This is a genomic window from Actinoallomurus vinaceus (assembly GCF_039542055.1).
GTDB lineage: Bacteria > Actinomycetota > Actinomycetes > Streptosporangiales > Streptosporangiaceae > Actinoallomurus > Actinoallomurus vinaceus.
Map to the genome: position 1 here is coordinate 216,757 of NZ_BAABHK010000011.1, position 26,476 is coordinate 243,232.

General features: G+C 73.6%; 4 protein-coding genes. All 4 read right to left on the reverse strand.

The features are described 5' to 3' along the window. From ABEA24_RS33880 to ABEA24_RS33895, 4 genes are read right to left on the reverse strand one after another with little or no spacing between them, the layout of a single operon-like run. Positions 1–216 (reverse strand): MbtH family protein, encoded by a 216-nt coding sequence (locus tag ABEA24_RS33880; protein ID WP_345435949.1) that lies wholly within the window; start codon positions 214–216, stop codon positions 1–3. Next, the gene (locus tag ABEA24_RS33885; RefSeq protein WP_345435951.1) at positions 213–4,049 is read right to left on the reverse strand and encodes an amino acid adenylation domain-containing protein; all 3,837 of its coding nucleotides are present in this window, start codon (positions 4,047–4,049) and stop codon (positions 213–215) included. The genes ABEA24_RS33880 and ABEA24_RS33885 overlap by 4 nt, the downstream gene beginning before the upstream one ends. Beyond that, positions 4,046–14,935, reverse strand: a complete 10,890-nt coding sequence (locus tag ABEA24_RS33890; protein WP_345435953.1) for an amino acid adenylation domain-containing protein — start codon at positions 14,933–14,935, stop codon at positions 4,046–4,048. The genes ABEA24_RS33885 and ABEA24_RS33890 overlap by 4 nt, the downstream gene beginning before the upstream one ends. Then, a complete protein-coding gene (locus ABEA24_RS33895) occupies positions 14,932–26,469 on the reverse strand; it encodes an amino acid adenylation domain-containing protein (protein ID WP_345435955.1) in 11,538 nt (3,845 codons plus the stop codon). Before ABEA24_RS33895 ends, ABEA24_RS33890 begins: the two co-directional genes overlap by 4 nt. Positions 26,470–26,476: the final 7 nt, after the last annotated feature.

The following is a 26,476-nucleotide window of genomic DNA, read 5'->3' on the forward strand; positions in this document are numbered from 1 at the left end:
TCAGCCTTCCTGTTCCATGGCCGCGATGAGGCTCTTCGGCCGCATGTCGGTCCAGTGCTCGTTCACGTAGTCGAGGCAGGCCTGCCGGGTGTCCTCGCCGTGGGCGATCGTCCACGCGGCGGGGATGTCGATGAACACCGGCCACAGCGAGTGCTGCCCCTCGTCGTTGACGAGCACGAGGTAGCGGCCGTCGGGATCCTCGAACGGGTTGGTCATGGTTCCAGAGTCTCCTTCAATCTCGCGGCGATCCGGGCCAGCGGACCGGGATCGGCCATCTCGGTGTGCGCGCAGTCGACGACGTGCTCCTCGACGCGTGCGGCGTACGGCCGCCAGACGTCGGGAGACGGTCGCTCGTCGTTGCGGGCTGCGGTGAACAGCAAGAGGTTCCCGTCGAATCGCCCGGGAACGAACCGGCGCCCGTTGCGCAGGGCGTTCAGGTAGGCGCGGTACATCCCCTCCAGGTGACGGCCGTCGATCCCGCCGAGCGTGCCGCCCTCCAGGAGGGCGGCGACGTCCCCGGTCGTGACGTCGTCGGCCACGTCGAATCCCAGGTCGCGCAGCAGGTCGGGAAGGGGTACGTCGGCGTCCGGATCCCCGTCGAGCGGGTAGGCGTCCATGAGCGCGAGCAGCGCCACCCGCTCGCCCTCGGCCCGCAGCCGTACGGCCATGGCATGCGCGATCAGGCCGCCGAGTGACCAGCCCAGCAGGTGGTACGGCCCGGCGGGCTGGACGGCGCGGAGCACCGCGACGTAGTCGGCGGCCGTCTCCTCGATCGACCGGGGCAGCTCCTCGTCGCGGGCGATGCCGCGCGCCTGCAGGCCGTACACCGGGCGGTCCGGAAGCTGCCGGATCAGGCCCGCGTACGACCAGGCCACCCCGATCGCGGGATGCACACAGAACAGCGGCGGCCGGTCTCCTCGCGTGCGGAGCGGCAGGAGCACCTCCAGTGGCGCCATGCCCCCGGATCCGGTCACGCCGGAGTCCGTCGCATCGTCGGCGCCGGCGGGGTGTGCCGTGCCGAGCCGGCGGGACAGCGTCGCGACCGTCGGCGCCTCGAACAGCGTGCGGACCGGCGTCTCGACGCCGAGTTCGGTGTGGATCCGGCCGGCCAGGCGTGTGGCGAGGAGGGAGTCGCCGCCGAGTTCGAAGAACCCGTCGTCGACCCCGACCCGGTCCAGGCCCAGGACCTCCGCGAACAGGCCGCACAGGATCTCTTCCAGCGGCCCGAGCGGCGGCCGGGAGGCCTGGCAGAGCTCCGGGGCGGGCAGCGCCGCGCGGTCGAGCTTGCCGCTCGGGCCCAGCGGGAGGGCGTCCAGGACGACGACGGCGGAGGGGACCATGTGGCCGGGCAGGGTCCGCGCCACCGCCCGCCGCAGCTCCGCCGGGTCGGCGTCTCCGGTGACGTACGCGACGAGGCGGCGGTCGTCCGGCCGGTCCTCGCGGACGACGACGGCGGCCTGGGCGACGCCCGCCTGCTCGGTGAGCACCGCCTCGATCTCGTCGAGCTCGATCCGGAAGCCGCGGACCTTGACCTGCGCGTCGGTGCGTCCGAGGTACTCCAGGCCGCCGTCGGCCCGCCGGCGGACGAGGTCCCCGGTCCGGTACATGCGGCCGGGCGCGAAGGGGTCGGCCACGAACCGCTCGGCGGTCAGGGCGGGGCGGTTCAGGTAGCCGCGGGCCAGGCCGATCCCGGCGACGTACAGCTCACCGGGCACACCGGGGGGCACCGGCCGCAACCGGCCGTCCAGCACGTACACCCGCGCACCCGTGATCGCCCGGCCGATCGTCGACGCGTCGCGGGTCAGCGGCGCGCTCATCGTCGCCGCGACGGTCGTCTCCGTCGGCCCGTACGCGTTGATCATCCGGCGGCCGGGCGCCCAGCGTTCGGCGAGACCGGGCGGGCATGCCTCGCCGCCGACGACGAGGGTGCGCAGGTTCGCCAGGCCCTCGGGGTCGACACCGGCGAGCACGGCCGGCGGGACGAAGCCGTGCGCGACCTGCCGTAGCGTCTCCGTGAGTGCCTCGCCGCCGTACACGTCCGGGGGCACGATCGTCACCGTTCCACCCGACGTGAGCCCCATGAGCAGCTCGAACACCGACGCGTCGAAGCTCGGCGAGGCGAAGTGCAGCGTCCGGTCGCCCGGGGCGATGCCGAACCCCTCGACCTCGGCCGCGGCGAGGCTCGCCAGCCCCGCGTGCGAGACGACGACACCCTTCGGCCGCCCGGTCGAGCCCGAGGTGTAGATGACGTACGCCGCGTTCTCCGCCCGCACCCGTCGAGCGCGGGAGACCTGCCCGTCCCCAGCCGGGAGGTCCGCCCGCCCCTGTTGAGTAGGGGAGACCCGCCCTTCGGCGGCCGTTGGGAACGGTGATCCTCCCGCGGTCAACGAGGGCGGAGGGAGGCGTGGGCCGTCGTACGGGAGCGGCGCGCCGTCCTGGGCGATCACGCAGGCGGGGCGGGCGTCGTCGAGCATGTACGCGATGCGGTCGGGCGGATAGCCGGGATCGATCGGCAGGTACACGCCGCCCGCCCGGCTTACCGCCAAAGCCGAGACGACGAACTCCGCCGATCGGGGCAGGGCGATCGCCACGATCGTCTCCGGGCCCACACCGAGCCGGGTCAGTTCGGCCGCGAGTTCACCGGCCCGCGCCCACAGCTCCGCATAGGTCAGCGCGTGGTCAGCGAAGGTCACGGCCAGGGCGTCGGGGGTGCGCTCGACCCAGTCACCGACCAGTTCCGGCAGCGTACGGAGCGGTACGGCGGGCGGGCCGGACGCCCAGTCGCCCAGGATCCGCTCGCGTTCGCCGGGCAGCAGGACGTCCAGGTCCGCGACCGGGGCGTCCGGCCGCGCGGCCATCGCGTGCAGCAGTCGCTCGACGCGGGCCAGGAGCAGTTCCGCCTCCGCGCGGTCGTACGCGTCCGGCCGGTGGTCGAGACGGAGCCACAGCCGGTCGGAGCCGAGGGGCGCGGCGACCAGGGCGAGGGGATAGTGCGTCGCGTCGAACAGGTCGACGCGACCCACCCGGACGTCACCGAGCGCGATATCCCCAGGCTGGGGATAATTCTCGAACGCCGTCATCGTGTCGAACAGCGGCGTCCGGCTGATCTCGGTCAGCCCGAGGTGCTGGTGCGGGAACAGCTCAGCCTGCTCGTCCTGCAGACGGGTCAGTAGGGCCGCGACGGATTCGCCCTCGTCGATCCGTACCCGCACCGGGACGGTGTTGATGAACAACCCGACCATTCGCTCCACGCCGGGGATCTCCGGCGGACGCCCGGACACGGCCGTCCCGAACACCACGTCGTCGCGGCCGGTCAGCCGGGACAGCAGCAGGCCCCACGCGCCCTGGACGAGTGTGTTCGCCGTCAGGCCGTGCCGCCGGACGGGGGCCAGGTCCAGGGCGATCTCCGCGGTGACCCGTTCCGGCGGCAGCGGCGGGCCGGTCACGGTCGCCGGGGCGACCAGCGTGGGTTCCTCCACTCCGTCGAGGGCCTTGGCCCACGCCTCCCGGGCGGCCGTACGGTCCCGGCCGGCCAGCCATTCGAGGTACCGCTTGTACGGCGTGACGGGCGGGAGCCCACCGCCGAGGTACAGCGCGAAGAACTCCTCGGCCAGGACCGGCATCGACCAGCCGTCCAGGAGGATGTGGTGACCGGTGACGATGAGCCGGTGCCGGTCCGGGGCCTCCGGGACGAGCGTGAAGCGCAGCAGCGGCGGCCGGGCCAGGTCGAACGGGCGGATCCGCTCGCGCTCGGCGACGGCGTCGGGGTCGTCGGGCGTCTCCTCCCACGGCAGGGCGACCTCGCGGTGTACGAGCTGCACCGGTTCGCCGTTCTTGCGCTGCCGGAAGCCGCACCGCAGGTTCGCGTGCCGTGCGAGCAGGGCCGACGCGGCCCGCTTCAGCGCCGCGACGTCGAGCGGGCCGACCAGGTCGAGGACCAGCTGCGTCGCGTACAGGTCCCGGTCGTCCAGCGCGGCGTGGAAGTACAGCCCCTGCTGGAGGGGGGACAACGGCAGGATGTCCTCCAGCCGCCCGCCGTGGGCCGTCACAGGTCCTCCAGCTCTGCTTCGAACTCGTCGATCTCGTCCTGGCCGACGTCGACGAGGGAGATGTCGGACGGCGTGTGCCCGCCGTCCTCGGTGACGGCCAGCTCCCGCAGCGCCGCCGACCAGGCCTCGGCGAGTTCCCGCACGTCGTCCTCGTCGTACAGGCCGGACGCGTACGACCAGGTGACCTTCAGGTGCGGGCCGTCCGGCAGGTCATGGGTCACCGCGTTGACGTCGATGCCGTGCGGCAGCGGCGTGCCCGCGCCGTGGCCAATACCGAGGAGGTCGGACTCGGGCGCGGTCGACCACTCGCCCTGTCCCGGGGCCACCCGGCCCTGGTAGTTGAATCCGAGCTGCGGCGTGGCCGTGAGCCTGCCGCGCGTCGTCGGGTTCAGGTGGCGCAGCAGCCCGTACCCGAGACCGTCGCCGGGGACGGCCCGCAGCTGCTCCTTGATCCGCTTGAGGGCGCGGCCCGGCTCGGTGGTGCCCGGGGTCAGCCGCACGGGATACAGGCTGGTGAACCACCCGACCGTACGGGACAGGTCCACGTCCAGGTCGGCGCGGCCGTGGCCCTCCAGGTCGACGAGCACGGTGTCGCGGCCCCGCCAGCGCCGTACCGCCAGGGCGAGGGCGGTGAGCAGCACGTCGTTCACCGTGCCGTGGAAGGCCGCCGGGACGGTCGTCAGCAGCGGCTCGGTGACCTCCGGCGGGAGGGCCGACCGCAGGTGGCGCACGGTCTCGGCGGTGTCCTTCGCCGGGTCCAGGGCGCGGGCGGCCAGGGGCGGGTCGTCCTCGAGCGCGGCCCAGAGCGCGAGTTCGTCCACACGCTGTGGATTGTTCGCCGCGGCGACGAGCAGCCCGGCCCATCGCCGGAACGACGTCGGCACCGGGTCGAGCGGATGACCCTCCAGCGCGAGCACGAGATCGGGCAGCAGGATCCGCCACGACACGCCGTCGACGACGAGGTGATGCAGCGTCAGCAGCAACCGGCCCGGCGTGTCGCCCGCGTCGAACCACACCACCCGCACCATCGCGCCGGTCGACGGGTCCAGGGACCGCTGGGCCGCCTCCGCGTGTTCGGCGATCTCCCCGAGGCCCTCGACGCGGGTGACGTGCGGACGCACCGAACCCGGCGGTGTGACCTCGGCGTGCCGCCCGTCGAACCGCAGGCGCAGCGCGTCATGGTGGTCCAGGAGCGTCGCGACCGCCTGCGTCAGCCGGTCCAGGCCGAGGTCGGCCGGCACGGTGAGCAGCGCCGACTGGTGCAGCGACCCGCCCAGCTCCGCGAACCAGCTCATGATCGGCGTGAGCGGCACCGGCCCGACGCCCGCCCCTTCCGGCTCCGGCTCAGCGCCCCCCTCCGCGGCGGGCCGTGCGACCGCCGCCAGCGCGCCCGGCGTCCGATGCCGGAACACCTCCCGCGCCGTGAACGCGAGACCCTCCCTCCGGGCCCGCGCGACGAGCTGGATCGCGACGATGCTGTCCCCGCCCAGGTCGAAGAAGCCGTCGTCGGCACCGGCCGGACCGTCCAAGCCGAGAACCTCCGCGAACAGCCGGCACAGCACCTCCTCCTCCGGCGTGCGCGGTGCCCGGCCCGAGACCCGGTACTCCGGGGCGGGCAGCGCCGCGCGGTCGAGTTTGCCGTTCGCGGTCAGCGGCAGCTGGGGCAACGGCACGACCGCCGCCGGGACCATGTACTCCGGCAGCCGGTCCCGGACGAACCCCCGCAGCCCGGCCGGGTCGGCGTCGCCCACGACGTACGCGACGAGACGCCTGCCGCCCGCGTCGTCCCGTACGACCACGGCAGCCTGCGACACGCCCTCGTGCCCGGCCAGCACCGCCTCGATCTCCCCGGGCTCCACCCGGAATCCACGGATCTTGACCTGGTGGTCCGTACGGCCGAGGTACTCGAGCCGCCCGTCGGCACGCAGCCGGACGAGATCCCCGGTGCGGTACATCCGCTCGCCCGGCGCGCCGTACGGGTCGGCGACGAACCGCTCCGCGGTGAGGCCCGGACGGCCCAGGTAGCCGCGGGCCAGGCTGAGACCTGCCGCGTACAGTTCGCCGGGCACGCCGGGCGGCACCGGCCGCAGGCGCTCGTCCAGCACGTACACGCGGGTGTTCGCCACCGGCGTGCCCATCGGTGGCGTGACCCGGCCGGACAGCGGCGCGCTCACGGTCGTCGCCACGGTCGTCTCCGTCGGCCCGTACGCGTTGATCATGCGATGGTCCCGCGACCAGCGCTCCACCAGCTCGGGCGGGCACGCCTCACCGGCCACGACGAGCGTCAGCCCCGGCGGCAGCCCGTCGAGCGTGGGCAGCGCCGCCGGCGGCAGCGTCACGTGCGTGACCCTCTGCTCGGCGACCAGCTCGGCCATCGGCGCACCCGGGACGAGACGGTCCTCGGGCGCGAGCACGAGCGTCGCCCCCGACAGGAGCGCGACGAGCTCCCAGAACGCCGCATCGAACCCCGGCGACGCGAACTGCAGCACCCGGCTCCCCGGCCCGATCCCCAGCCGCGCTCGCTGCGTCGCCGCCAGACTCGCCACCCCCCGATGCGTCACGACGACCCCCTTGGGCCGTCCCGTCGACCCGGACGTATAGATCACGTACGCCGCACCGTCCACCCCAGCCCGACCCTCAGCAGCCACACGCCGCCCGCCCCGAGAACGACCCCCGACTTCCAAACCGCCTCCGCCCTCCGGGCCGCCTGTGACCTCCGGGCGGACTGCGACGGCCGAGTCGCCTCCGACCTCCGCGCCGCTTGCGACTTTCGGGCCGCCCTCGACAGCCGCGTCGCCTCCAACCCCCCGGTCGGCTGTGACTCCCGGGCCGCCTGCGGCAGCCGAACTCGGAGTGAGGAGCCCGGTCCGCGGAAGGTCCAGGCGCGGTAGGTCGCCTGGGAGTTCGACGCCGGCCCGGGTGACGACGCACACGGGCTTCGCGTCGTCGAGGGCGTACGCGACGCGGTCCTGCGGGTACGCGATGTCGATCGGCAGATACGCCGCGCCGGTCAGGGACACCGCCAGCATCGCCACGACGAGGTCGACGGAGCGGGGCAGGGCGATGGCCACGATCCGCTCCGGCCCGGCGCCCGTTCCGGCGAGCGTGTCGGCGAGTTCCCCGGCGCGCGCCGCCAGCTCGGCGTACGTGAGCTCTTCGCCTTCGAAGACGACCGCCGACGCGTCCGGGGTCCGGGCGACCTGCTGCCCGAACAGCTCAGCGATTGTGGCGGACGGCACAAGCCGGGCGGTGTCGTTGAAGTCCTGGAGGGTCCGCCGTTCGTCCGCCGTGAGGAGATCGACCGCGCCGACGCGGATCTCGGGGTCGGTGGTGACGGCGGCGATCAGCCGACCCAGCCGCGCGACGATCGCCTCGGCGGTCGAGCGGTCGAACAGGTCCGTCGCGTACTCCAGGACGCCCTCGAGGTTCTCCTCCAGGCTCAGCGTCAGGTCGAACTTGGCGGTGCCGGCGTGGAGGTGAAGGGGTTCGGCGGTGAGGCCGGGGAGGGTGAGCTGGGCGCGCGGGTTGTTCTGGAAGGCGAGCATGACCTGGAACAGCGGGTGGCGGGCCATGCTGCGGGGCGGGTTCAGGATCTCCACGAGGCGTTCGAAGGGCAGGTCCTGATGCTGGTACGCGGCCAGGCCGGTGTCCCGCACCCGCGCGACCAGTTCGCGGAACGTGGGGTCGCCGGAAAGGTCCGTGCGCAGGACGAGCGTGTTGACGAACATCCCGACCAGGTCGTCCAGCGCCTGATCGGTCCGCCCCGCGATCGGCGTGCCGATGGGGACGTCGGTGCCCGCGCCCAGCCTGGTCAGCAGTGCCGCCAGCGCCGCCTGCACCACCATGAACACGCTGGCGTTCAGCTGCCGCGCCAGGGCCGTGACGCCGTCCGCGTCGAGCCGTACGGGGACCTGCCCGCCCGCGAAGGACGCCTGGGCGGGGCGGGGGTGGTCGGTGGGCAGGTCGAGCTGGTCGGGCAGTCCGTCCAACGTCGCGTGCCAGTAGGCGATCTGCCGGGAGATCAGGCTGGAGGGGTCGTCCTCGGAGCCGAGCAGTTCGTTCTGCCAGAGCGTGTAGTCGGCGTACTGGGCCGGCAACGGCTCCCAGGAGGGTGCACGTCCTTCGGCGCGTGACGCGTAGGCGCCGATCAGATCGCGGGCCAGTGGCGCGAAGGACCACCCGTCGGCCGCGATGTGGTGCAGCACGACCAGCAGCACGTGCTCGCCGGGCCCGGTCGCGTACAGGTGGGCGCGGACCGGGATCTCGCTCGCCAGGTCGAACCCGCATGCCGCGTCCCGGGCCAGGGCCGCCGCCAGGTCCTCGGGCTCCTCGACCCGCAACTCCGGGCGCTGGTCCTCGAGGATCACCTGGTACGGCCTGCCGTCCGACTCCGGGAAGATCGTCCGGAGCGTCTCGTGCCGGTCGACGAGGTCGGCCAGGGCCGCCCGCAGCGCATTGACGTCCAGGTCGCCGGTCAGGCGCAGCGCCAGCGGCATGGCGTACGTGGCGGTGCGGCCCTCCAGCCGGGCGAGGTACCACAGGCGTCGCTGCGCGTGCGAGAGCCGCGGCGCCGTGAGCGCACGAGGCCGGGGCATCAGCGGCGGGCGAGCGGTGTCCGCTCCCTGCACGGCCTCCGCGAGCCCGGCGACGGTGGGGGTCTCGAACAGCGCACGGACGGGCAGCTCGACGCCGAGCACCGACCGCACACGCGCTACCACCCGCGTCGCCAGCAGCGAGTCCCCGCCCAGGTCGAAGAACCCGTCATCGACCCCCACCGACGCCGTCCCCAGCACCTCGGCGAAGACCCCGCACAACACCTCCTCCACCGGCGTACGCGGACCCCGCGACGACGCCCCCACCTCAGGCGCCGGCAGAGCACGCCGATCCACCTTCCCGTTCGGTGTGAGCGGCAGCGCGTCCAGTGTCACGACCGCCGACGGCACCATGGAAGCGGGCAGGCTCTGGCCCGCGAACTTCCGCAGTTCCCCGGCGTCCACGTCTCCTTCCCGACCAACCAACCCGCGTCTTTCCCAACCAACCGACCCCGGCCGACCTCCCGGCCGACCTCCCGGCCCGACGACGTACGCGGTGACGCGCCGGTCGCCGGGCCGGTCCTCCCGCACGACGGCGACGGCCTGGGAGACCGCGTCGTGCGCGGTGAGCACGGCCTCGATCTCGCCCAGCTCGATCCGGAACCCCCGGACCTTCACCTGGTGGTCCACCCGGCCGAGGTACTCGATCCGCCCGTCGGGAAGGTGCCGGGCGAGGTCGCCGGTGCGGTACATGCGGCCGGGTCCGTACGGGTCGGCGACGAACCGCTCGACGGTCAGGTCCGGGCGGCCGAGGTAACCGCGCGCCAGACCCGCTCCCGCGATGTACAGCTCGCCGGGGACGCCCGGCGGCACCGGCCGCAGCGCGGCGTCCAGGACGTAGACCCGGGTGTTGCCGATGGGACGTCCGATCGGCGGCCGGGCCGCCGTCGCCGCGTCGATCGGCGCACCGGTGGACCAGATCGTCGTCTCGGTCGGTCCGTACAGGTTGAGGACCGGGCATCCGCGGTTCAGCAGGGCCTGGGCGAGCCCGGCGGGCAGCGCCTCCCCGCCCACCAGCACACGGAGTCCTTCGATGCCCGGCAGGTCGACGAGCTCCTGCCACAGCGTCGGCGTGGCCTGCATGATCGTCGCGTCGGCGATGAGCCGGTCGAGCCGGACCGGATCGGCGACCTCCTCCTCCCGCGCCAGCCGGATCCGCGCCCCGGACAGCAGCGGCAGGTAGATCTCGACGACGGAGATGTCGAAGCCGACCGTGGTCACCGCCACGAACGTGTCCTCGGACGTGAGAGGCACCCATTCGGCCATCGAGCCGAGGAGGTTGGTGACGGTCCCGTGCGGAACGACGACACCCTTCGGCCGCCCGGTCGACCCCGAGGTGTAGATGACGTACGCGGGGTGTTCCGGGCGCGAGCGCGGTCGGGCGAGAGCGCCGGTCGAGTCGTCGAGCCGCAGCGGGAGCCGCACTCGGGGCAGGTCGGGAGGCAGCACGTGCGCGGTCGTCTCGCCGGTCACGGCCGCGATCGGACGCGCGTCCTCGATCATCATGGCGATGCGGTCGGCGGGAAAGCGCGTGTCGACCGGCAGGTAGGCGGCGCCCGTCTTGTGCACGGCGAGCATCGCGATGACGAGTTCGGCGGTACGCGGCAGGGCGAGGGCGATGAGCCGTTCCGGACCGGCCCCGTGCTCCTCGATCAGGTGCCGGGCCAGCCGGTCCGCTTCGTCGTTCAGCCGCGCAAAGGTGAACGTCACGGGGGTGGCGGGATCGTCGAGCGTCCCGGCGACGAGCGCCGGCGCGTCCGGCGTCCGCGCGGCCTGCGCCTCGAACAACTCCACCGGCGTCGCGTCGGGGACCGGACAGTCCGTGGCGTTCCACTCCTCCAGGACCCGCTGCCGCTCACGCGTGTCCAGGACGTCGATGTCGCCCACCCGGACGTCCGGGTTCGCGACGGCCGCACGGAGCAGCCGGACGAACCGCGCCACGAGCGTCTCGGCCGTCTCCCGGTCGAACAGATCGGTCGCGTACTCCAGCACCCCGCTCAGCTCATCCCCGTCGTCCTCCAGTACGAAGTGCAGGTCGAACTTGGCGGTGCCGGCATGGAGGTGAAGGGGTTCGGCGGCGAGGCCGGGGAGGGTGAGCTGGGCGCGGGGGTTGTTCTGGAAGGCGAGCATGACCTGGAACAGCGGGTGCCGGGCCATGCTGCGGGGTGGGTTGAGGATCTCTACGAGGCGTTCGAAGGGCAGGTCCTGGTGCTGGTAGGCGGCCAGGTCCCCCTCGCGGACCCGCCCGATCAGCTCCCGGAAGGTGGGGTCCCCGGACAGGTCGGTGCGCAGCACGAGCGTGTTGACGAACATGCCGACCAGGTCGTCCAGGGCCTGGTCGGTCCGTCCGGCGATCGGTGTGCCGATGGGGATGTCGGTCCCGGCCCCGAGCCTGGTGAGCAGCGCGGCCAGCGCCGCCTGCACCACCATGAACAGGCTGCACCGGTCGCGCCGGGCGAGCGCGGCCAGCCCGGCGCGGAGCTCAGCGTCGACCTCGACCGGAACCCGGCCACCTTCGTACGACGCCTGGGCGGGCCGGGCCCGGTCGGTGGGCAGGTCGAGCTGCTCGGGCAGCCCGTCCAACGTCGCGCGCCAGTACGCGACCTGGCGCGCGATGAGGCTGCCGGGGTCGTCCTCGGACCCGAGCATGTCCCGCTGCCAGAGGGCATAGTCGGCGTACTGCACCGGCAGCGGCTCCCAGGCGGACACGTGTCCCTCGGCCCGCGCGGCGTACGCGCTGATCAGGTCGCGGGCGAGCGGGACGAAGGACCAGCCGTCGGCGGCGATGTGATGCAGCACCACCAGCAGCACGTGCTCGCCGGGGCCGGTCGCGTACAGGTGAGCGCGAACGGGGATCTCGCTCGCCAGGTCGAACCCGTACGCCGCGTCCTCGGCCAGGGCCGCCACCACGTCATCGGTCTCGGCGATCCGCAGTTCGAGGCGCGGATCGTCCAGGACGACCTGCCACGGCTCGCCGTCGACCTGCGGGTAGACGGTGCGCAGCACCTCGTGTCGATCGACGACGTCGGCCAGCGCCGCCCGTAGCACGTCGACGTTCAGGCCGCCGGTCAGCCGCAGCGCCAGCGGCATAGTGTACGTGGCGCTGCGCCCCTCGAACTGATCGAGGAACCACAGCCGCCGCTGCGCGTACGACAGCGGGACCTGCTCAGGCCGTGGCACGGGCACGAGCGCCGGCCGAGCCTGGTGACGGGTCTCGTCGACGCGTTCGGCCAGCGCGGCGACGGTCGGGGCGTCGAAGAGGGTGCGGACGCCGAGCTCGACGTCGAGCACGGCCCGGATCCGGCTGACCATGCGGATCGCCAGGAGCGAGTCGCCGCCAAGGGCGAAGAAGCCGTCATCCGGGCCGACTCCGTCGACACCGAGGAGCTCCACGAACAACCCGCACAGGATCTCCTCGGTCGGCGTGCGGGGCGCCCGCGACGAAGAGGCGGCGAACTCCGGCTCCGGCAGGGCCCGGCGGTCCAGCTTTCCGCTGGTGGTCAACGGCAGTTCGGCGAGGACGACGATGGCCGCCGGGACCATGGCGTCCGGAAGGTGGCGCGCGGCGAGCGCGCGCAGATGCACCGCCAACCGGGCGTGATCGTCGACCTGGGCGACGACGTACCCCACGAGCCGCGCCCCGTCCGCCCCGTACGGCCGGGCGACCACCGCGCGGTGGTCGACGTCCTCATGACCGGCGAGCACGGTTTCGATCTCGCCGAGTTCGATGCGGATTCCGCGGATTTTGACTTGGTGGTCGAGGCGGCCGAGGTATTGGAGTTCGCCGTGGGTGTTCCAGCGTGCGAGGTCTCCGGTGCGGTACATGCGGCCGGGTGCGTAGGGGTCGGCGACGAACCGTTCTGCGGTCAGGCCGGGCCGGTCGTGGTAGCCGCGAGCGAGCTGGACGCCTGCGAGATACAGCTCCCCGGGGACACCCGGCGGCACGGGCCGCAGCGCCGAGTCCAGCACGTACGCGCGCGTATTCCAGATCGGCCGCCCGATCGGCACACTCGCCGCTTCCGGAGTGCACTGCCAGGCGGTGACGTCCACCGATGCCTCGGTCGGCCCGTACAGGTTGTGCAGTTCCGCGTCGGGCAGGACCTGGTGGAATCGCGCCGCGAGCTCGGGGGAGAGCGCCTCGCCGCTGCACAGCACCCGCCGCAGCCCCGTACAGTCGGTGGCCTCGGGTTCGGTGAGGAACGCCGCCAGCATCGATGGCACGAAGTGCGCGGTCGTGACCTTCTCCTCGCGGATCAGCGCGGCGAGGTAGCGAGGATCGCGGTGCCCGTCGGGACGGGCGATGACCAGCGTCGCGCCGGTCTGCAGGGGCCAGAAGAACTCCCACACCGACACGTCGAACGTCGCCGGCGTCTTCTGCACCACCCGATCACCGGACTCCAGCCCGTACTCGTCCTGCATCCACAGCAGCCGGTTGACGATCCCGGCGTGCGGAACGACGACTCCCTTGGGCCGGCCGGTGGACCCGGAGGTGTAGATCACGTACGCGGCGTTGCCCGGCGAGACGGCCCGGGCCGGAGCGGTGCCGGGGAACCTGGCCAGTTCCTCTCGTACCTCCGGGTCGTCGAGGATCAGCACCGGCGCGTCGCCGGGCAACCGGTCTGCGACGCCCGCCGTGGTGAGGACCAGTACTGGGTCGGTGTCGGCGAGGACATAGGCGAGGCGGTCCACCGGATGGTCCGAGTCGATCGGCACGTAGGCCGCGCCCGCTTTGACGACCGCGTACATCGCCACCAGCAGGTCGAAGGAGCGGGGCAGGGCCAGGGCGACGCGGCTCTCCGGTCCGATCCCGCATTCGCCCAGGTAGTGCGCCAGCCGGTTGGCCCGCGCGTCGAACTCCGCGTACGTCAGCCCCGCGCCCTCGTACACCAACGCGACCGCATCGGGCGTGCGGGCGACCTGCGCCTCGAACAGGTCCGCCAGCGTCACCGACGGAACCGGGCGCGCCGTGGCGTTCCACTCCTCCAGCACCCATCGCCGTTCGCCGGGCAGCAGCAGGTCCACGGCACCGACGGGCGTGTCGGGCGCGTCGGCGATGGTACCCAGCAGCCGTGAGAACCGCGTGAGGACTGTCGCGGCGGCGTCCGTGTCGACGACGTCGGGCCGGTGGTCGAGGCGGAGGGTCAGCCGGTCGCCGGGGACGACGTACAAGGTCAGGGGATAGTGGGTGGCGTCCCGCTGCGCCGCGCCGGTCAGCCGGAGGCCCGCCACGGACTCGCCCATCGCCGACGGGTCGAACGGATAGTTCTCGAACACGGTGAGCGTGTCGAACAGCGGCGTCCCGGACGGCGTCCCGTCCACCAGGCCGGTGATCTGCGAGAGGCCGAGATACTGGTGGCCGAGCAGCGCGGCCTGTTCGGCCTGGAGGCGGGTGAGCAGCCGGCCGAGGGTCTCGTCGTCCCGGACCCGGAGCCGTACGGGCACGGTGTTCACGAACAGCCCGATCATCTGCTCGACGCCCGGGATCTCCGGCGGGCGGCCGGAGACGACCTGCCCGAACACCACGTCGGACCGGCCGGTCAGCCGCGCGAGCAGCAGCCCCCAGGCGGCCTGGACGAGCGTGTTCACGGTGACGCCGTGCCGGCGGGCCCGCACACGGAGCCGGGCGGTCAGGTCCTCGGGCAGTTCCTCCGAGACGGCCGACGGCAGCACGGGAGGGAGCCCGGCGGCCTCGGGTGCCAGCAGTGTGGGCTCCTCGACTCCGTCCAGGGCGGCCGTCCAGGCGCGGGTCGCGGCGGCCTGGTCCTGCCGCTTCAGCCAGGCGAGGTACTCCTTGTACGGGGTCGCGGCCGGGGGCTCGGCGCCGGCATAGCGGGTCAGCAGCTCGGTGACCAGGATCGGCGTGGACCAGCCGTCGAGCAGGATGTGGTGGTTGGTGAGGACGATCCGGGCGCGGTCGGACCCGAGCCGTACGAGCGTGAGCCGGATGAGCGGCGGGCGGGTGAGGTCGAAGGGCGCGACGCGGTCGGCGTCGGCGATCCGGTCGGCCTCGTCCTCGTCGGCCGCCTCCACCTCCCGGAACGGCAGCTCCACCGCGCGCGGAATCACCTGCACCGGCTTTGTGAGCCGGTCGTGCGGGAACGCCGCGCGCAGGTTCGGGTGGCGGCGCAGCAGGTCCTGGCCCGCCTTCCGGAGCGCGTCGGCGTCGACCGCGCCCGTCACGTCGAGCACCACCTGTGCCGCGTACACGTCCCGCTCGTCGAGGAGTGCGTGGAACAGCAGGCCGTGCTGCAGCGGTGACAGTGGCCAGACGTCCTCGATCTGTGACCGGTTCAACCCTGCTCCCAAAGGTCTTCGAGCGCGTCGATCTCGTCCTGGTCGAGCTCGACGAGGGTCAGATCGGAGGGGGTGTGCCCGCCGCCGTCCGCGGCGGTCAGCTCCCGCAGCGCGGCGAACCACCGGTCGGCGAGGTCGCGCACCTGCTCCTCGGGCAGCCATCCGTCCGGCCAGACCCACGTCGCCCGTAGGTCGCCGTCCCGCGTCACGGCGTCGATCTCCAGGCCGTGTGCGACCGGCATGGCCGGGTCGTGGCCGGTGCCGAGGACGTCGGACTCCGGGGCCAGGCTCCAGTCGCCGTCGCCGCTGTCGACCCTGCCGAGGTAGTTGAAGAGGATCTGCGGTGTGGACAGGGCGGCCAGCCGCTCGCGGGTGCGCGGGTTGAGGTGGCGCAGCAGTCCGTACCCGGTATCGGACGGGACCGCCCGCAGCTGCTCCTTCACCCGCTTGAGCGCCTGTCCCGCGTCGTCCGTGCCGGGGTTGAGACGTACGGGGTGGAGGCTCGTGAACCAGCCGACCGTCCGCGTCAGGTCGAGGCCGTCGCCGTCACCGAGGCCGTCGAGATCATCGCGCCCGTGGCCCTCCAGGTCGATCAGCACGCCCTCGCCCGCGTCCCGCCCGTGGTCGCGGCGCCATGCCGTGACGGCGAGGGCGAGCCCGGTGAGCAGGACGTCGTTCACGCCGCAGTGGAAGGCGGCGGGGACGGCGGTCAGCAGGGGTTCGGCCTGTTCGCGCGGCAGGGTCACGGTGAATCGCCGCAGGTCCGCTCCGGTGTACGCGGTGACGTCCCGCGAGCCCACGCCGAGCGGCGGGTCGGCGACGTCGAGGATCTCGGCCCAGCGCGGGAGTTCGTCCACAACCTGTGGATTGTTTGCGGCCGCCACCAGCCGCTGAGCCCATCGGCGGTACGACGTCGGCACCGGGTCGAGGGCCGCGCCCTCCAGCGCCAGTACGAGGTCGGGCAGCAGGATCCGCCACGACACCCCGTCGACGACCAGGTGGTGCAGGACCAGCAGCAGCCGTCCCGGCGCGTCGCCCGCGTCGAACCACACCACCCGGACCATCGCCCCCGCCTCCGTGTCGAGGCTCCGGCGGGCGGCCTCGGCGCGTGCCGCGATCGTCTCGCGGTCGTACCCCTCGTCGCGGCTGACGCACGCGGCCGCGTCCACCGTGCCTGGCGGCGCCGTCTCCAGCAGCCACGAGACGCCCTCCGTCCGGCGCACCCGCATCCGCAGCGCGTCATGGTGGTCGAGGAGGGCCCGCACCGCCGCGGCGAGCCGCTCTAGGCCCAGGCCCGGCGGCACGGTCAGCAGCATCGCCTGGCTGAACCCGTCGAACCGGCCGCCGCGTTCGGCCAGCCACGACACGATCGGCGGGCGCGGCACCGGACCGACGCCCGCGCCGGGCGGCTCCGGCCGCTCGGCCACGTCGGCGGCTGCCCGGGCGACCGCGGCGAGAGCGGCCGGCGTCCGATGCTCGAACACCTCCCGCGCGCTGATCACAAGCCCGGCGGCCCTGGCCCGCGACACGAGCTGGATCGCGAGGATGCTGTCCCCGCCGAGATCGAAGAACCCGTCCTCGGCCCCGGCCGCATCGACGCCCAGCACCTCGGCGAAGATCTCGCAGAGCTGCCGCTCGGCGGGCGTCCCCGGCGCCCGCGACCCGGCCACGGAGGCGAACACCGGAGCGGGCAGGGCGGCGCGGTCCACCTTCCCGCTGCCGGTCAACGGCAGCTCGGCGAGCACGACCACGGCCGCCGGGACCATCGACTCCGGCAGTACCCGCGCGGCGGCCCGCCGCAGCTCCGCCGGATCGGCGTCGCCGGTGACGTAGGCGACGAGACGCCGGTCGCCCGGACGGTCCTCCCGCGCCACGACGACGACCGAGGTCACGCCCTCCTGCTCGGCCAGGACGGTTTCGATCTCGCCGAGTTCGATGCGGATTCCGCGGATTTTGACTTGGTGGTCGAGGCGGCCGAGGTATTGGAGTTCGCCGTGGGTGTTCCAGCGTGCGAGGTCTCCGGTGCGGTACATGCGGCCGGGTGCGTAGGGGTCGGCGACGAACCGTTCTGCGGTCAGGCCGGGCCGGTCGTGGTAGCCGCGAGCGAGCTGGACGCCTGCGAGATACAGCTCCCCGGGCACGCCTGGTGGCACGGGCCGCAGCGCGGGATCCAGCACGTACGCGCGCGTGTTCCATACCGGCCGGCCGATCGGGACGCTCCCGGATCCCGGGCGATGACGCCATGAGGTCACGTCGACGGATGCCTCGGTCGGCCCGTACAGGTTGTGCAGCTCCACGTCGGGCAGGACCTGGTGGAATCGCGCCGCGAGCTCGGGGGAGAGCGCCTCGCCGCTGCACAGCACCCGCCGCAGCCCCGCGCAGTCGGTGGCCTCGGGTTCGGTGAGGAACGCCGCCAGCATCGATGGCACGAAGTGCGCCGTCGTCACCCGGCGTTCCTGGATCAGCTCGGCCAGATGACCGGCGTCCCGATGGCCGTCCGGCCGGGCGATCACCAGGGCCGAGCCGGTCTGCAGGGGCCAGAAGAACTCCCACACCGACACGTCGAACGTCGCCGGCGTCTTCTGCACCACCCGGTCGTCGGATCCCAGCCCGTACTCGCCCTGGGCCCACAACAGCCGGTTGACGATCCCGGCATGCGGGACCACGACGCCCTTCGGCCGGCCCGTCGACCCCGACGTGTAGATGACGTAGGCGGCGCCGGCGGGCGTCACCGTACGGACGGGAGGATCGGCGGCGAATCCGGCCAGCTCCTCTCGTACCTCCGGGTCGTCGAGGATCAGCACCGGCGCGTCGCCGGTCAGCCGGTCCGCGACGCCCGCCGTGGTCAGGACCAGCACCGGTCGGGTGTCGGTCAGGACGTACGCGACACGGTCGTCGGGATGGTCGGGGTCGATGGGCACGTAGGCCGCGCCCGCTTTGACGACCGCGTACATCGCCACCAGTAGCTCGACCGAGCGCGGCACCGCGAGCGCGACGAATCGCTCCGGCCCGATGCCGCATTCGACCAGGTAGTGCGCCAGCCGGTTGACCCGGGCGTCGAACTCCGCGTACGTCAGCTCCGCGCCCTCGTACACCAACGCGACCGCATCGGGCGTGCGGGCGACCTGGGCCTCGAACAGGTCCGCCAGCGTCACGTCCGGCACCGGACGTGCCGTGGCGTTCCACTCCTCCAGCACCCGCCGCCGCTCGGCGTCGTCGAGCAGGTCGATCGCGCTGATCCGGACGTCCGGGTCGGCCACGGCCGTCTCCAGCACGCGGACGAAACGGGCCGCGATCCGCTCGGCGGTTCCGGCGTCGAACAGGTCGAGGGCGTACTCCAGCGTTCCGCCGAGCCCGGCCGGGCCGCCGTCGGCGCCGCGGTGCTCCTCGAGCATGAGGTGCAGGTCGAACTTTGCCACTCCCGCGTGCACCGGTTCGACGGCCGCCCGCAGTCCGGGCAGGTCGACGGCCGCCCGCTCGGTGTTCTGGAACGCGAGCATGGTCTGGAAGAGCGGGTGCCGGGCCATCGAGCGTTCCGGGGCGACGATCTCGACGAGCCGCTCGAAGGGCAGGTCCTGATGCTGGTAGGCGGCCAGGTCCGTCTCGCGTACCCGGGCCAGGAGTTCCCGGAACGACGGGTCGCCGCTCGTGTCCGTGCGCAGCACCAGCGTGTTGACGAACATGCCGACCAGGTCGTTCAGCGCCTCGTCGGTGCGTCCCGCGATGGGCGAGCCGATCGGGACGTCGGTGCCCGCCCCGAGGCGGGTGAGCAGTGCGGCGAGCGCCGCCTGCGCGACCATGAAGACCGTCGCGCCGCTTTCGCGGGAGAGGGCCTCCAGCCGGGCGTGCAGCGCGGCGTCGACGTCGACGGCGACGGTCGCGCCCCGGTACGACGCGCGCGCGGGGCGCGGCCGGTCGGTGGGCAGGGCGAGCCGGTCGGGAAGGCCCGCGAGGGCGTCCCGCCAGTACGCGATCTGCCGTCCGATGAGGCCGTCGTCGCCGTCCTTGTCGAGGAGGGCCCGCTGCCAGAGGGCGTAGTCGGTGTACCGGACCGGCAGCGGATCCCACTGCGGGGTGTCGCCGTCCGCCCGCGCCGCGTACGCGGTGATCAGGTCGCGGGCCAGCGGGGCGAGCGACCAGCCGTCACAGGCGATGTGGTGGACGACGATGAGCAGCAGGTGCTCGTCCGCGCCGAGCGCGTACAGGTACGCGCGCAGCGGCGTCTCGACCGCCAGGTCGAAGCCCCGCGCGGCGTCCGCCGTCAGGCGCTCGTCGAGTTCCGCGCCGGTCGCCGTGGCGACGTCGGCGACTCGCAGCTCGGGGGCCATGCCGTCGACGACCAGCTGGTACGGCGTGCCCCCGGAGACGGGGAAGACGGTCCGCAGCGGCTCGTGCCGTTCGGCGAGGTCGCACAGCGCGATCCGCAGGGCGGCCTCGTCGAGCTTGCCGGTGAGCCGCAGCGCGATCGGGATGTTGTACGTGCCGGAGGGTTCGTCGTCGAGGCCGTCGAGGAACCAGAGCCGCTGCTGCGCGTACGACAGCGGAACGATCGGCGGGTGCTCCACGGGCCGCAACGGCGGCCGGGCCGAGCCCGCCTCCTCGAGCGCCCGTACGACACCGGCGGGTGTGGGTGCCTCGAACAGCGCCCGGATCGTCGGCTCCACGCCGAACGCCGACCGGATCCGGCTGATGACGCGGGTGGCGAGCAGCGAGTTGCCGCCCAGATCGAAGAAGTCGTCGTCCGGGTCGACCCGCCCGGCCCCCAGGACGTCGGCGAAGATCCCGCAGACGATCTCCTCCGCCGGGGTCCGGGGCGCCCGGGACGTCCCCGTGGCGGACACCTCCGGGGCGGGCAGCGCGGCCCGGTCGAGCTTCCCGCTCGGGCCCAGCGGAAAGGCGTCGAGGACGACGACGGCGGACGGCACCATGTGGCCGGGCAGCCGGTCGGCGGCGAACCCGCGCAGCTCGGCCGGGTCGGCGCCTCCTTCCCGACCAACCTGCTCTTCCCGACCACCCTGTTCTTCCCGACCACCCGGCCCCGACCGATCTCCCGGCCCCGACCGATCTCCCGGCCCCGACCGATCTCCCGGCCCGGTGACGTACGCGACCAGGCGCTGGTCGCCGGGCCGGTCCTCCCGCAGCAGCACGACGGCCTGGCCCACCGCCTCGTGCGCGGCGAGCACGGCCTCGATCTCGCCAGGCTCCACCCGGAAGCCGCGGATCTTCAGCTGATGGTCGGTACGGCCGAGGTACTCCACCTGACCGTCGGCGGTCCAGCGGGCGAGGTCGCCGGTCCGGTACATGCGGCCGGGGCCGAACGGGTTCGCGACGAACCGCTCGGCGGTGAGGCCGGGCCGGTCGTGGTAGCCGCGCGCCAGGCCGCTGCCGGTCAGGTACAGCTCGCCGGGAACACCGACGGGGACGGGATTCAGCCAGGCGTCGAGGACGTACGCGCCGGTGTTGGTCAGCGGCCTGCCGATCGGGGCCCGCGCGTCCGGCGAGCCGTCGTCCTCCCAGGCCAGGGCGTACACCGTCGCCTCGGTGGGACCGTAGATGTTGGCGATGCGGGCCTCCGGCAGGGCGTCCCGCGCCTCGCGGAGCAGCCGCGGCGGAAGCGCCTCACCGGCCAGCGCGAGCGTGCCGGCCTTCGGCCGCGCCCCCTGTGCGAGGACCGCGGACAGCGCCGAGGGCACCGCGCAGATCAGGTCGACGTCGACCGGCCGGTCGAGGAGGGTGAGCAGGTCGGGGACGATCTCGATCGAGCCGCCGACCAGCAGCGGCACGAGCGTGTCGAACACCGAGACGTCGAAGTTGAGCGAGGTCGCGGCCAGCACCCGGGACAGCCGCTCCCGCCCGAAGTCGCGCACGGCCCAGTCGACCAGGTCGACGACGCCCCGGTGCGCGACGACGACACCCTTCGGCCGTCCCGTGGACCCGGAGGTGTAGATCAGATAGGCGGCGCCGTCCGGCCGCACCCGCCGCGCGCCCGTCGCCGCTCCCCGGAACGCCGGCTCGGCGTGGGCCGTCTCCTCCGCGGAGATCGCGTCCGGGGTCTGTTGGAGCGGTTCGGCCGGGACCGGCGCGGGGACGTCCGGCGGCACCCGCGGCAGCGCGCGGGGCAGCACGGTGCCCTCGTGCGCGATGACGCAGGCGGGTCCGGCGTCGTCGAGCAGGAGGGCGATGCGCTCCGCCGGGTGGCTCAGGTCGATGGGGACGTACGCGGCGCCCGCCTTCAGCACCCCCCACAGCGCCACGATCAGCTCCGCCGAGCGCGGCAGCGCGACGGCCACGAAGTCCTCCGGGCCGATACCCCGGGCGACCAGCGCATCCGCCACCCGCTCCGCCCGCGCGTCCAGCTCGGCGTAGGTCAGCTCTTCGTCGTGGCAGACGACCGCCGTCGCGTCCGGCGTCCGGGCGACCTGCTGCTCGAACAGCTCGGCCAGGGAGGCGGGCGGGACCTGCCGGGCGGTGCCGTTGAACTCCTGAAGGATCCGACGGCGTTCGTCCGGGTCGAGGAGGTCGACGGCACCGATGCGCGTGTCGGGGTCGGCTGCGACCGCGGCGATCAGACGGTCGAGCCGTGCGACGAGCGCCTCGGCGGTCGAGCGGTCGAACAGGTCGGTCGCGTACTCCAGCGCCCCCGCCCCACTCGGGTCCAGATCGAGCAGCAGGTCGAACTTGGCGATCCCCACGTCGACCGGCCGTACGGTCGCCGCCAGGCCCGGAAGGTCGAGCTCGACCCGGTCGGTGTTCTGGAAGGCGAGCATGACCTGGAACAGCGGGTGCCGGGCCATGCTGCGGGGTGGGTTGAGGATCTCTACGAGGCGTTCGAAGGGCAGGTCCTGATGCTGGTACGCGGCCAGGTCCGCGTCCCGAACCCGCCCGATCAGCTCCCGGAAGGTGGGGTTTCCGGACAGGTCGGTGCGCAGCACGAGCGTGTTGACGAACATGCCGACGAGGTCGTCCAGGGCTTGGTCGGTGCGTCCGGCGATCGGTGTGCCGATGGGGATGTCGGTCCCGGCCCCGAGCCTGGTGAGCAGCGCCGCCAGCGCCGCCTGCACCACCATGAACACGCTCGCGTCCGTCTCGCGGGCGAGCGCGGCCAGCGCTTTGGGGTCCAGCCGCACCGGAACCCGCGCACCCTCATACGACGCCTGCGCGGGCCGGGGCCGATCCGTGGGCAGGTCGACCTCGTCCGGCAGCCCGTCCAACCGCTCGCGCCAGTATGCGACCTGGCGCGCGATGAGGCTGCCGGGGTCGTCCTCCGACCCGAGCACGTCCTGCTGCCAGAGCGCGTAGTCGGCGTACTGCACGGGCAGCGGCTCCCACGAGGGCGCACGCCCCTCGGCCCGCGCGGCGTATGCGCCGATCAGGTCCCGGGCCAGCGGCGCCGACGACCATCCGTCGGCGGCGATGTGATGGAGCACCACCAGCAGCACGTGTTCGCCGGGGCCGGTCGCGTACAGGTGAGCGCGCAGCGGGATCTCGTCCGCGAGGTCGAACCCGCGCGCGGCGTCCCGGGCCAGCTCGGCGTCCAGGTCGCCGGTCTCGGTCATCGGCAGCTCGGGCCGTACGCCGTCCAGGACCACCTGGCACGGTTCGCCGTCGACCTGCGGGTAGACGGTGCGCAGCACCTCGTGCCGATCGACGAGGTCCGCCAGCGCCGCCCGCAGCGCGCCGACGTCCAGGTCGCCGGTCAGCCGGAGGGCGGCGGGCATGGTGTAGGTCGTCGTGGGGCCGTCCAGCCGGTTCAGGAACCACAGCCGTCGCTGCGCGTACGACAGCGGGACCGGTTCCGGCCGCGCTCTGGCGGCGACGAGTGGGGGCCGGGCCGGTCCGGCGGCGTCCAGGTCGGCGGCGAGTCCGGCGACGGTCGGCGTCTCGAACAGGGCGCGGACGGGCAGTTCCACGCCGAGCACCGACCGGACGCGGGCGACGGCGCGGGTGGCCAGCAGCGAGTCCCCGCCCAGGTCGAAGAACCCGTCATCGATCCCGACCGCCGACGTGCCCAGCACCTCGGCGAAGACCCCGCACAGCACCTCCTCCACCGGCGTACGCGGGCCACGCGACGACGAGGTGATCTCCGGCGCGGGTAGAGCCCGGCGGTCCAGCTTGCCGTTGGGTGTGAGCGGCAGGGCGTCCATCCGTACGACCGCGGCCGGGACCATGTGCGCCGGGAGGTTCCGCCGCGCCAGGTCGCGGAGCGCGGCGGGGTCCGCGCCGGGACCGGTGACGTACGCGACGATCCGCCGGCGCCGGTCGTCGTCCGGCCCGTCCTCGCGGACGACCGCCGCGACCTCGTCGACACCCTCGTGACCGGCGAGCACGGCCTCGATCTCGCCGAGTTCGATGCGGAAGCCGCGCAGCTGGATCTGGTGGTCGGCGCGGCCGACGTACTCCAGACGGCCGTCGGCGTGCCGCCGGGCCAGGTCCCCGGTGCGGTACATGCGGCCGGGCCCGTACGGGTCGGCGACGAACCGCTCGGCGGTCAGATCGGGGCGGCCGAGGTAGCCGCGCGCGAGACCGGCCCCCGCGACGTACAGCTCGCCCGTCACGCCGGGCGGCACCGGCCGCAGCGCCGCGTCCAGGACGTACAGCCGCAGGTCCGGGATGCCCACGCCGATCCCGCCGCCCTGCCTGACACCGATCCCGCCGCCCTGCCCGGCGACGATTCCGCTGCCTTGCCCGACACTGATCCCGCTGTCCTGGCCGACGGCGATCCCGCCGCCCTGGCCGACACCGATTCCGCTGCCTTGCCCGATGGCGATTCCGCCGCCCTGGTCGGCGGTGGTGCTCGCGGCGTCCAGCGGCGCGTAGGTGACGTGCACCGTGGTCTCGGTGATGCCGTACATGTTGACCAGGACGGGCGCGTCGTCGGCGTGCCGGGAGTACCAGTCGGCGAGGCGGGACGGGTCCAGCGCCTCACCGCCGAAGATCACATACCGCAGCATGAGATCCCGGGCCTTGTCCCGGTCGGCGCGCATGAGCTGGTGGAACGCCGACGGCGTCTGGTTGAGGACGGTGACGCGCTCGTCGTCGAGCAGGCGCAGGAAATCCTCGGGGGAGCGGCTGACGTCGTACGGGACGACGACGAGGCGGCCCCCGTACAGCAGGGCGCCCCACAGTTCCCACACCGAGAAGTCGAAGGCGTAGGAGTGGAAGAGCGTCCAGACGTCCGACGGCCCGAACCCGAACCACGGGTCGGTGGCGGCGAGGAGCCGCACGACGTTCTGATGGGGGACTACCACACCCTTCGGCCGTCCGGTCGACCCGGACGTGTAGATGACGTACGCGGGATGCTCGGGCCGCAGTGGCATGACCGGGTCGTCCTCGGGGTACCCGTCGAACGCCTCGTCGTCGAGCATCACCCGTTCGACGCCCGCAGGCAGGTCCGCCGCCGAGGTCGTGAGCACGAGCACGGGCGCGGCGTCCTCCAGCATGGCCGCGACGCGGTTCGCCGGGTAGTCCGGGTCGATCGGGACGTACGCGGCACCGGACTTGAGCACGGCGAGGACCGCCACGACGAGGTCGGCGGACCGGGGGAGGGCCAGGGCGACGAGCCGTTCGGGGCCGGCGCCGAGGGCGATGAGGTGGTGGGCCAGCCGGTTCGCGCGGGCGTTCAGCTCTCCGTACGTCAGGGACGCGTCGGCGTCGGTGACCGCGACCGCTTCCGGGTCGCAGGCGGCGCGGGCCGCGAACAGGCCGGGAATGGTCGCATGTCGGGTCTCCAGCACCTGGGAAGGGCCGACGGCCGCAAACAGGCCCGGGACGGTCGCTTGGTGGGCCTCCGGCGCCCGGGGGTGGCCGAGGGCCGCGAACACGCCGGGGGCGGTCGCTTGGTGGGGCTCCGACAGCCGGGGATGGTCGGGGGCCGTGAACAGGCCGGGGAGCGTCGCGTCATGAGTCTCCGGCGCCCGGGGGTGGCCGTGGGCCGTGAACAGGCCGGGAAGCGTCGCGTCGCGAGTCTCCGGCACCCTGGGGTGGCCGAGGGCCGCCGCCCGCTCCTCCGGGAGGGCGACGTCGAGGACGCCGATCGGTCGGTCCGGGCCAGCGGTCGCGAGCGCGCGCAGGAAGTTCAGGAAGCGGGCGTGGTGGGCGGCGACCTCCGCGGGGGCGTACCGCTCCGGGTGGGCGTCGATGTCGATGCGCGTACCCTCGCCGGCGGAGCCCTCGTACACGTTGACGGCGAGGTCCTCGACCGGGCCGGTGGTCAGCACGTGGGGGACGCCCCGGTGGCCGGCGAAGTCCAGGTCGCGTTCGAACCCCATGATGTTGATCAGTGGCCCGTACAGCGGGCGGGCGTCGCCGAGGAGGCCGAGGTCACGGCGCAGGTCCTCCAGGCGGTACCGCTGGTGCCGCAGCAGCCGCCCGACCTGCTCGGTCACCTGCCTGGTGAGGTCGCGGACCGAGTCGGCGGGCCGGACGCTCAGCCGGAGCGGCAGGACGTTCGACAGCATTCCGGGGGTACGGCGTGCCGCCGGGGTGGTCCTCGCGGTCACGGCCAAGCCGAGGACGACGTCGGAGACGCCGCACAGCCGGGCGGTGTACGCCGCGGCGGCCGCGATCGTCAGCCCGGTGAGAGTGGTGTCGAGCACCCGGGCCGCGGACGCGATCGCTTCGGCCTCGGCCGGGCTCAGCCCGCCGGACTCCCGGATGAACGTCGCGGACGGCCGGGTGCCGTGGGCGGGGCGGACGGACAGCGACGGGGCCTCGGGCAGATCCGCGCAGCGGTCCAGCCAGTACGCGCGGTCGCGTTCGAAGCGGCGGGACGCGCGGTACTCCTCGTCTTCGGTGAGCAGGACCTCCAGTGAGCCCAGGGTCCCCGCGCCGTACGGCCGTCCCTCGGCCATCGCGGTGTACACCTCGGCGAGCCGCCGCGTGATCAGCGGGCCGCTGTAGCCGTCGACGGCGAGGTGGTGGCAGCGCAGGTACCACAGGTGGCGGTCGTCGCCGAGGCGCAGGAGCGCGTTGCCGAACAGCCGCCCGCCCATCAGGGCGACCGGTGTGGAGGAGTCCGCGCGCATCCACGCGTGCGCGGCCGCCATGGGATCGGCCTCGCCGCTCAGGTCGACGACGGGCACCTCGACCGGCGCGACGTCGAGAACCTGCTCCGGCGGCCCCTGCGGCTCCGGCCGGTCCGTGGACCGGCCGGAAGGGCCACCTGGCTCCGGTCGGCCTGTGGACCGGCCGGAAGGGCCACCTGGCTCCGGTCGGCCTGTGGACCGGCCGGAAGGTCCAACCGGCTCCGGTCGGCCCGTGGACCCACCCGGAGGCTCACTCGGCTCCGGTCGGCCCGTCGGCCGACCCGAAGGCGCACCCGGCTCCGGCGCGGACGGCCCAGGGGGCTCGACGAGGCGGACGTGCACCGCCTCGACCTCGTGGGCGCAGGCGCGCACCGCGGCGGCGAAGAGGTCCGGGTCGACCGGCCCGGCGATCTCGACGTACTGCGCCACCTGGACGGGGGCGTCCGGGTTCAGCAGCTGGGCGTACCAGACTCCGCGCTGCGCGGCGGACAGCGGCCAGGGGATGGACATGGGAGGG

What these genes read in the sequence shown, in the direction of transcription:
- ABEA24_RS33880 (WP_345435949.1), bottom strand. Translation starts at nt 216, where the DNA reads ATGACCAACCCGTTCGAGGATCCCGACGGCCGCTACCTCGTGCTCGTC.
- ABEA24_RS33895 (WP_345435955.1), bottom strand. Translation starts at nt 26,469, where the DNA reads ATGTCCATCCCCTGGCCGCTGTCCGCCGCGCAGCGCGGAGTCTGGTAC.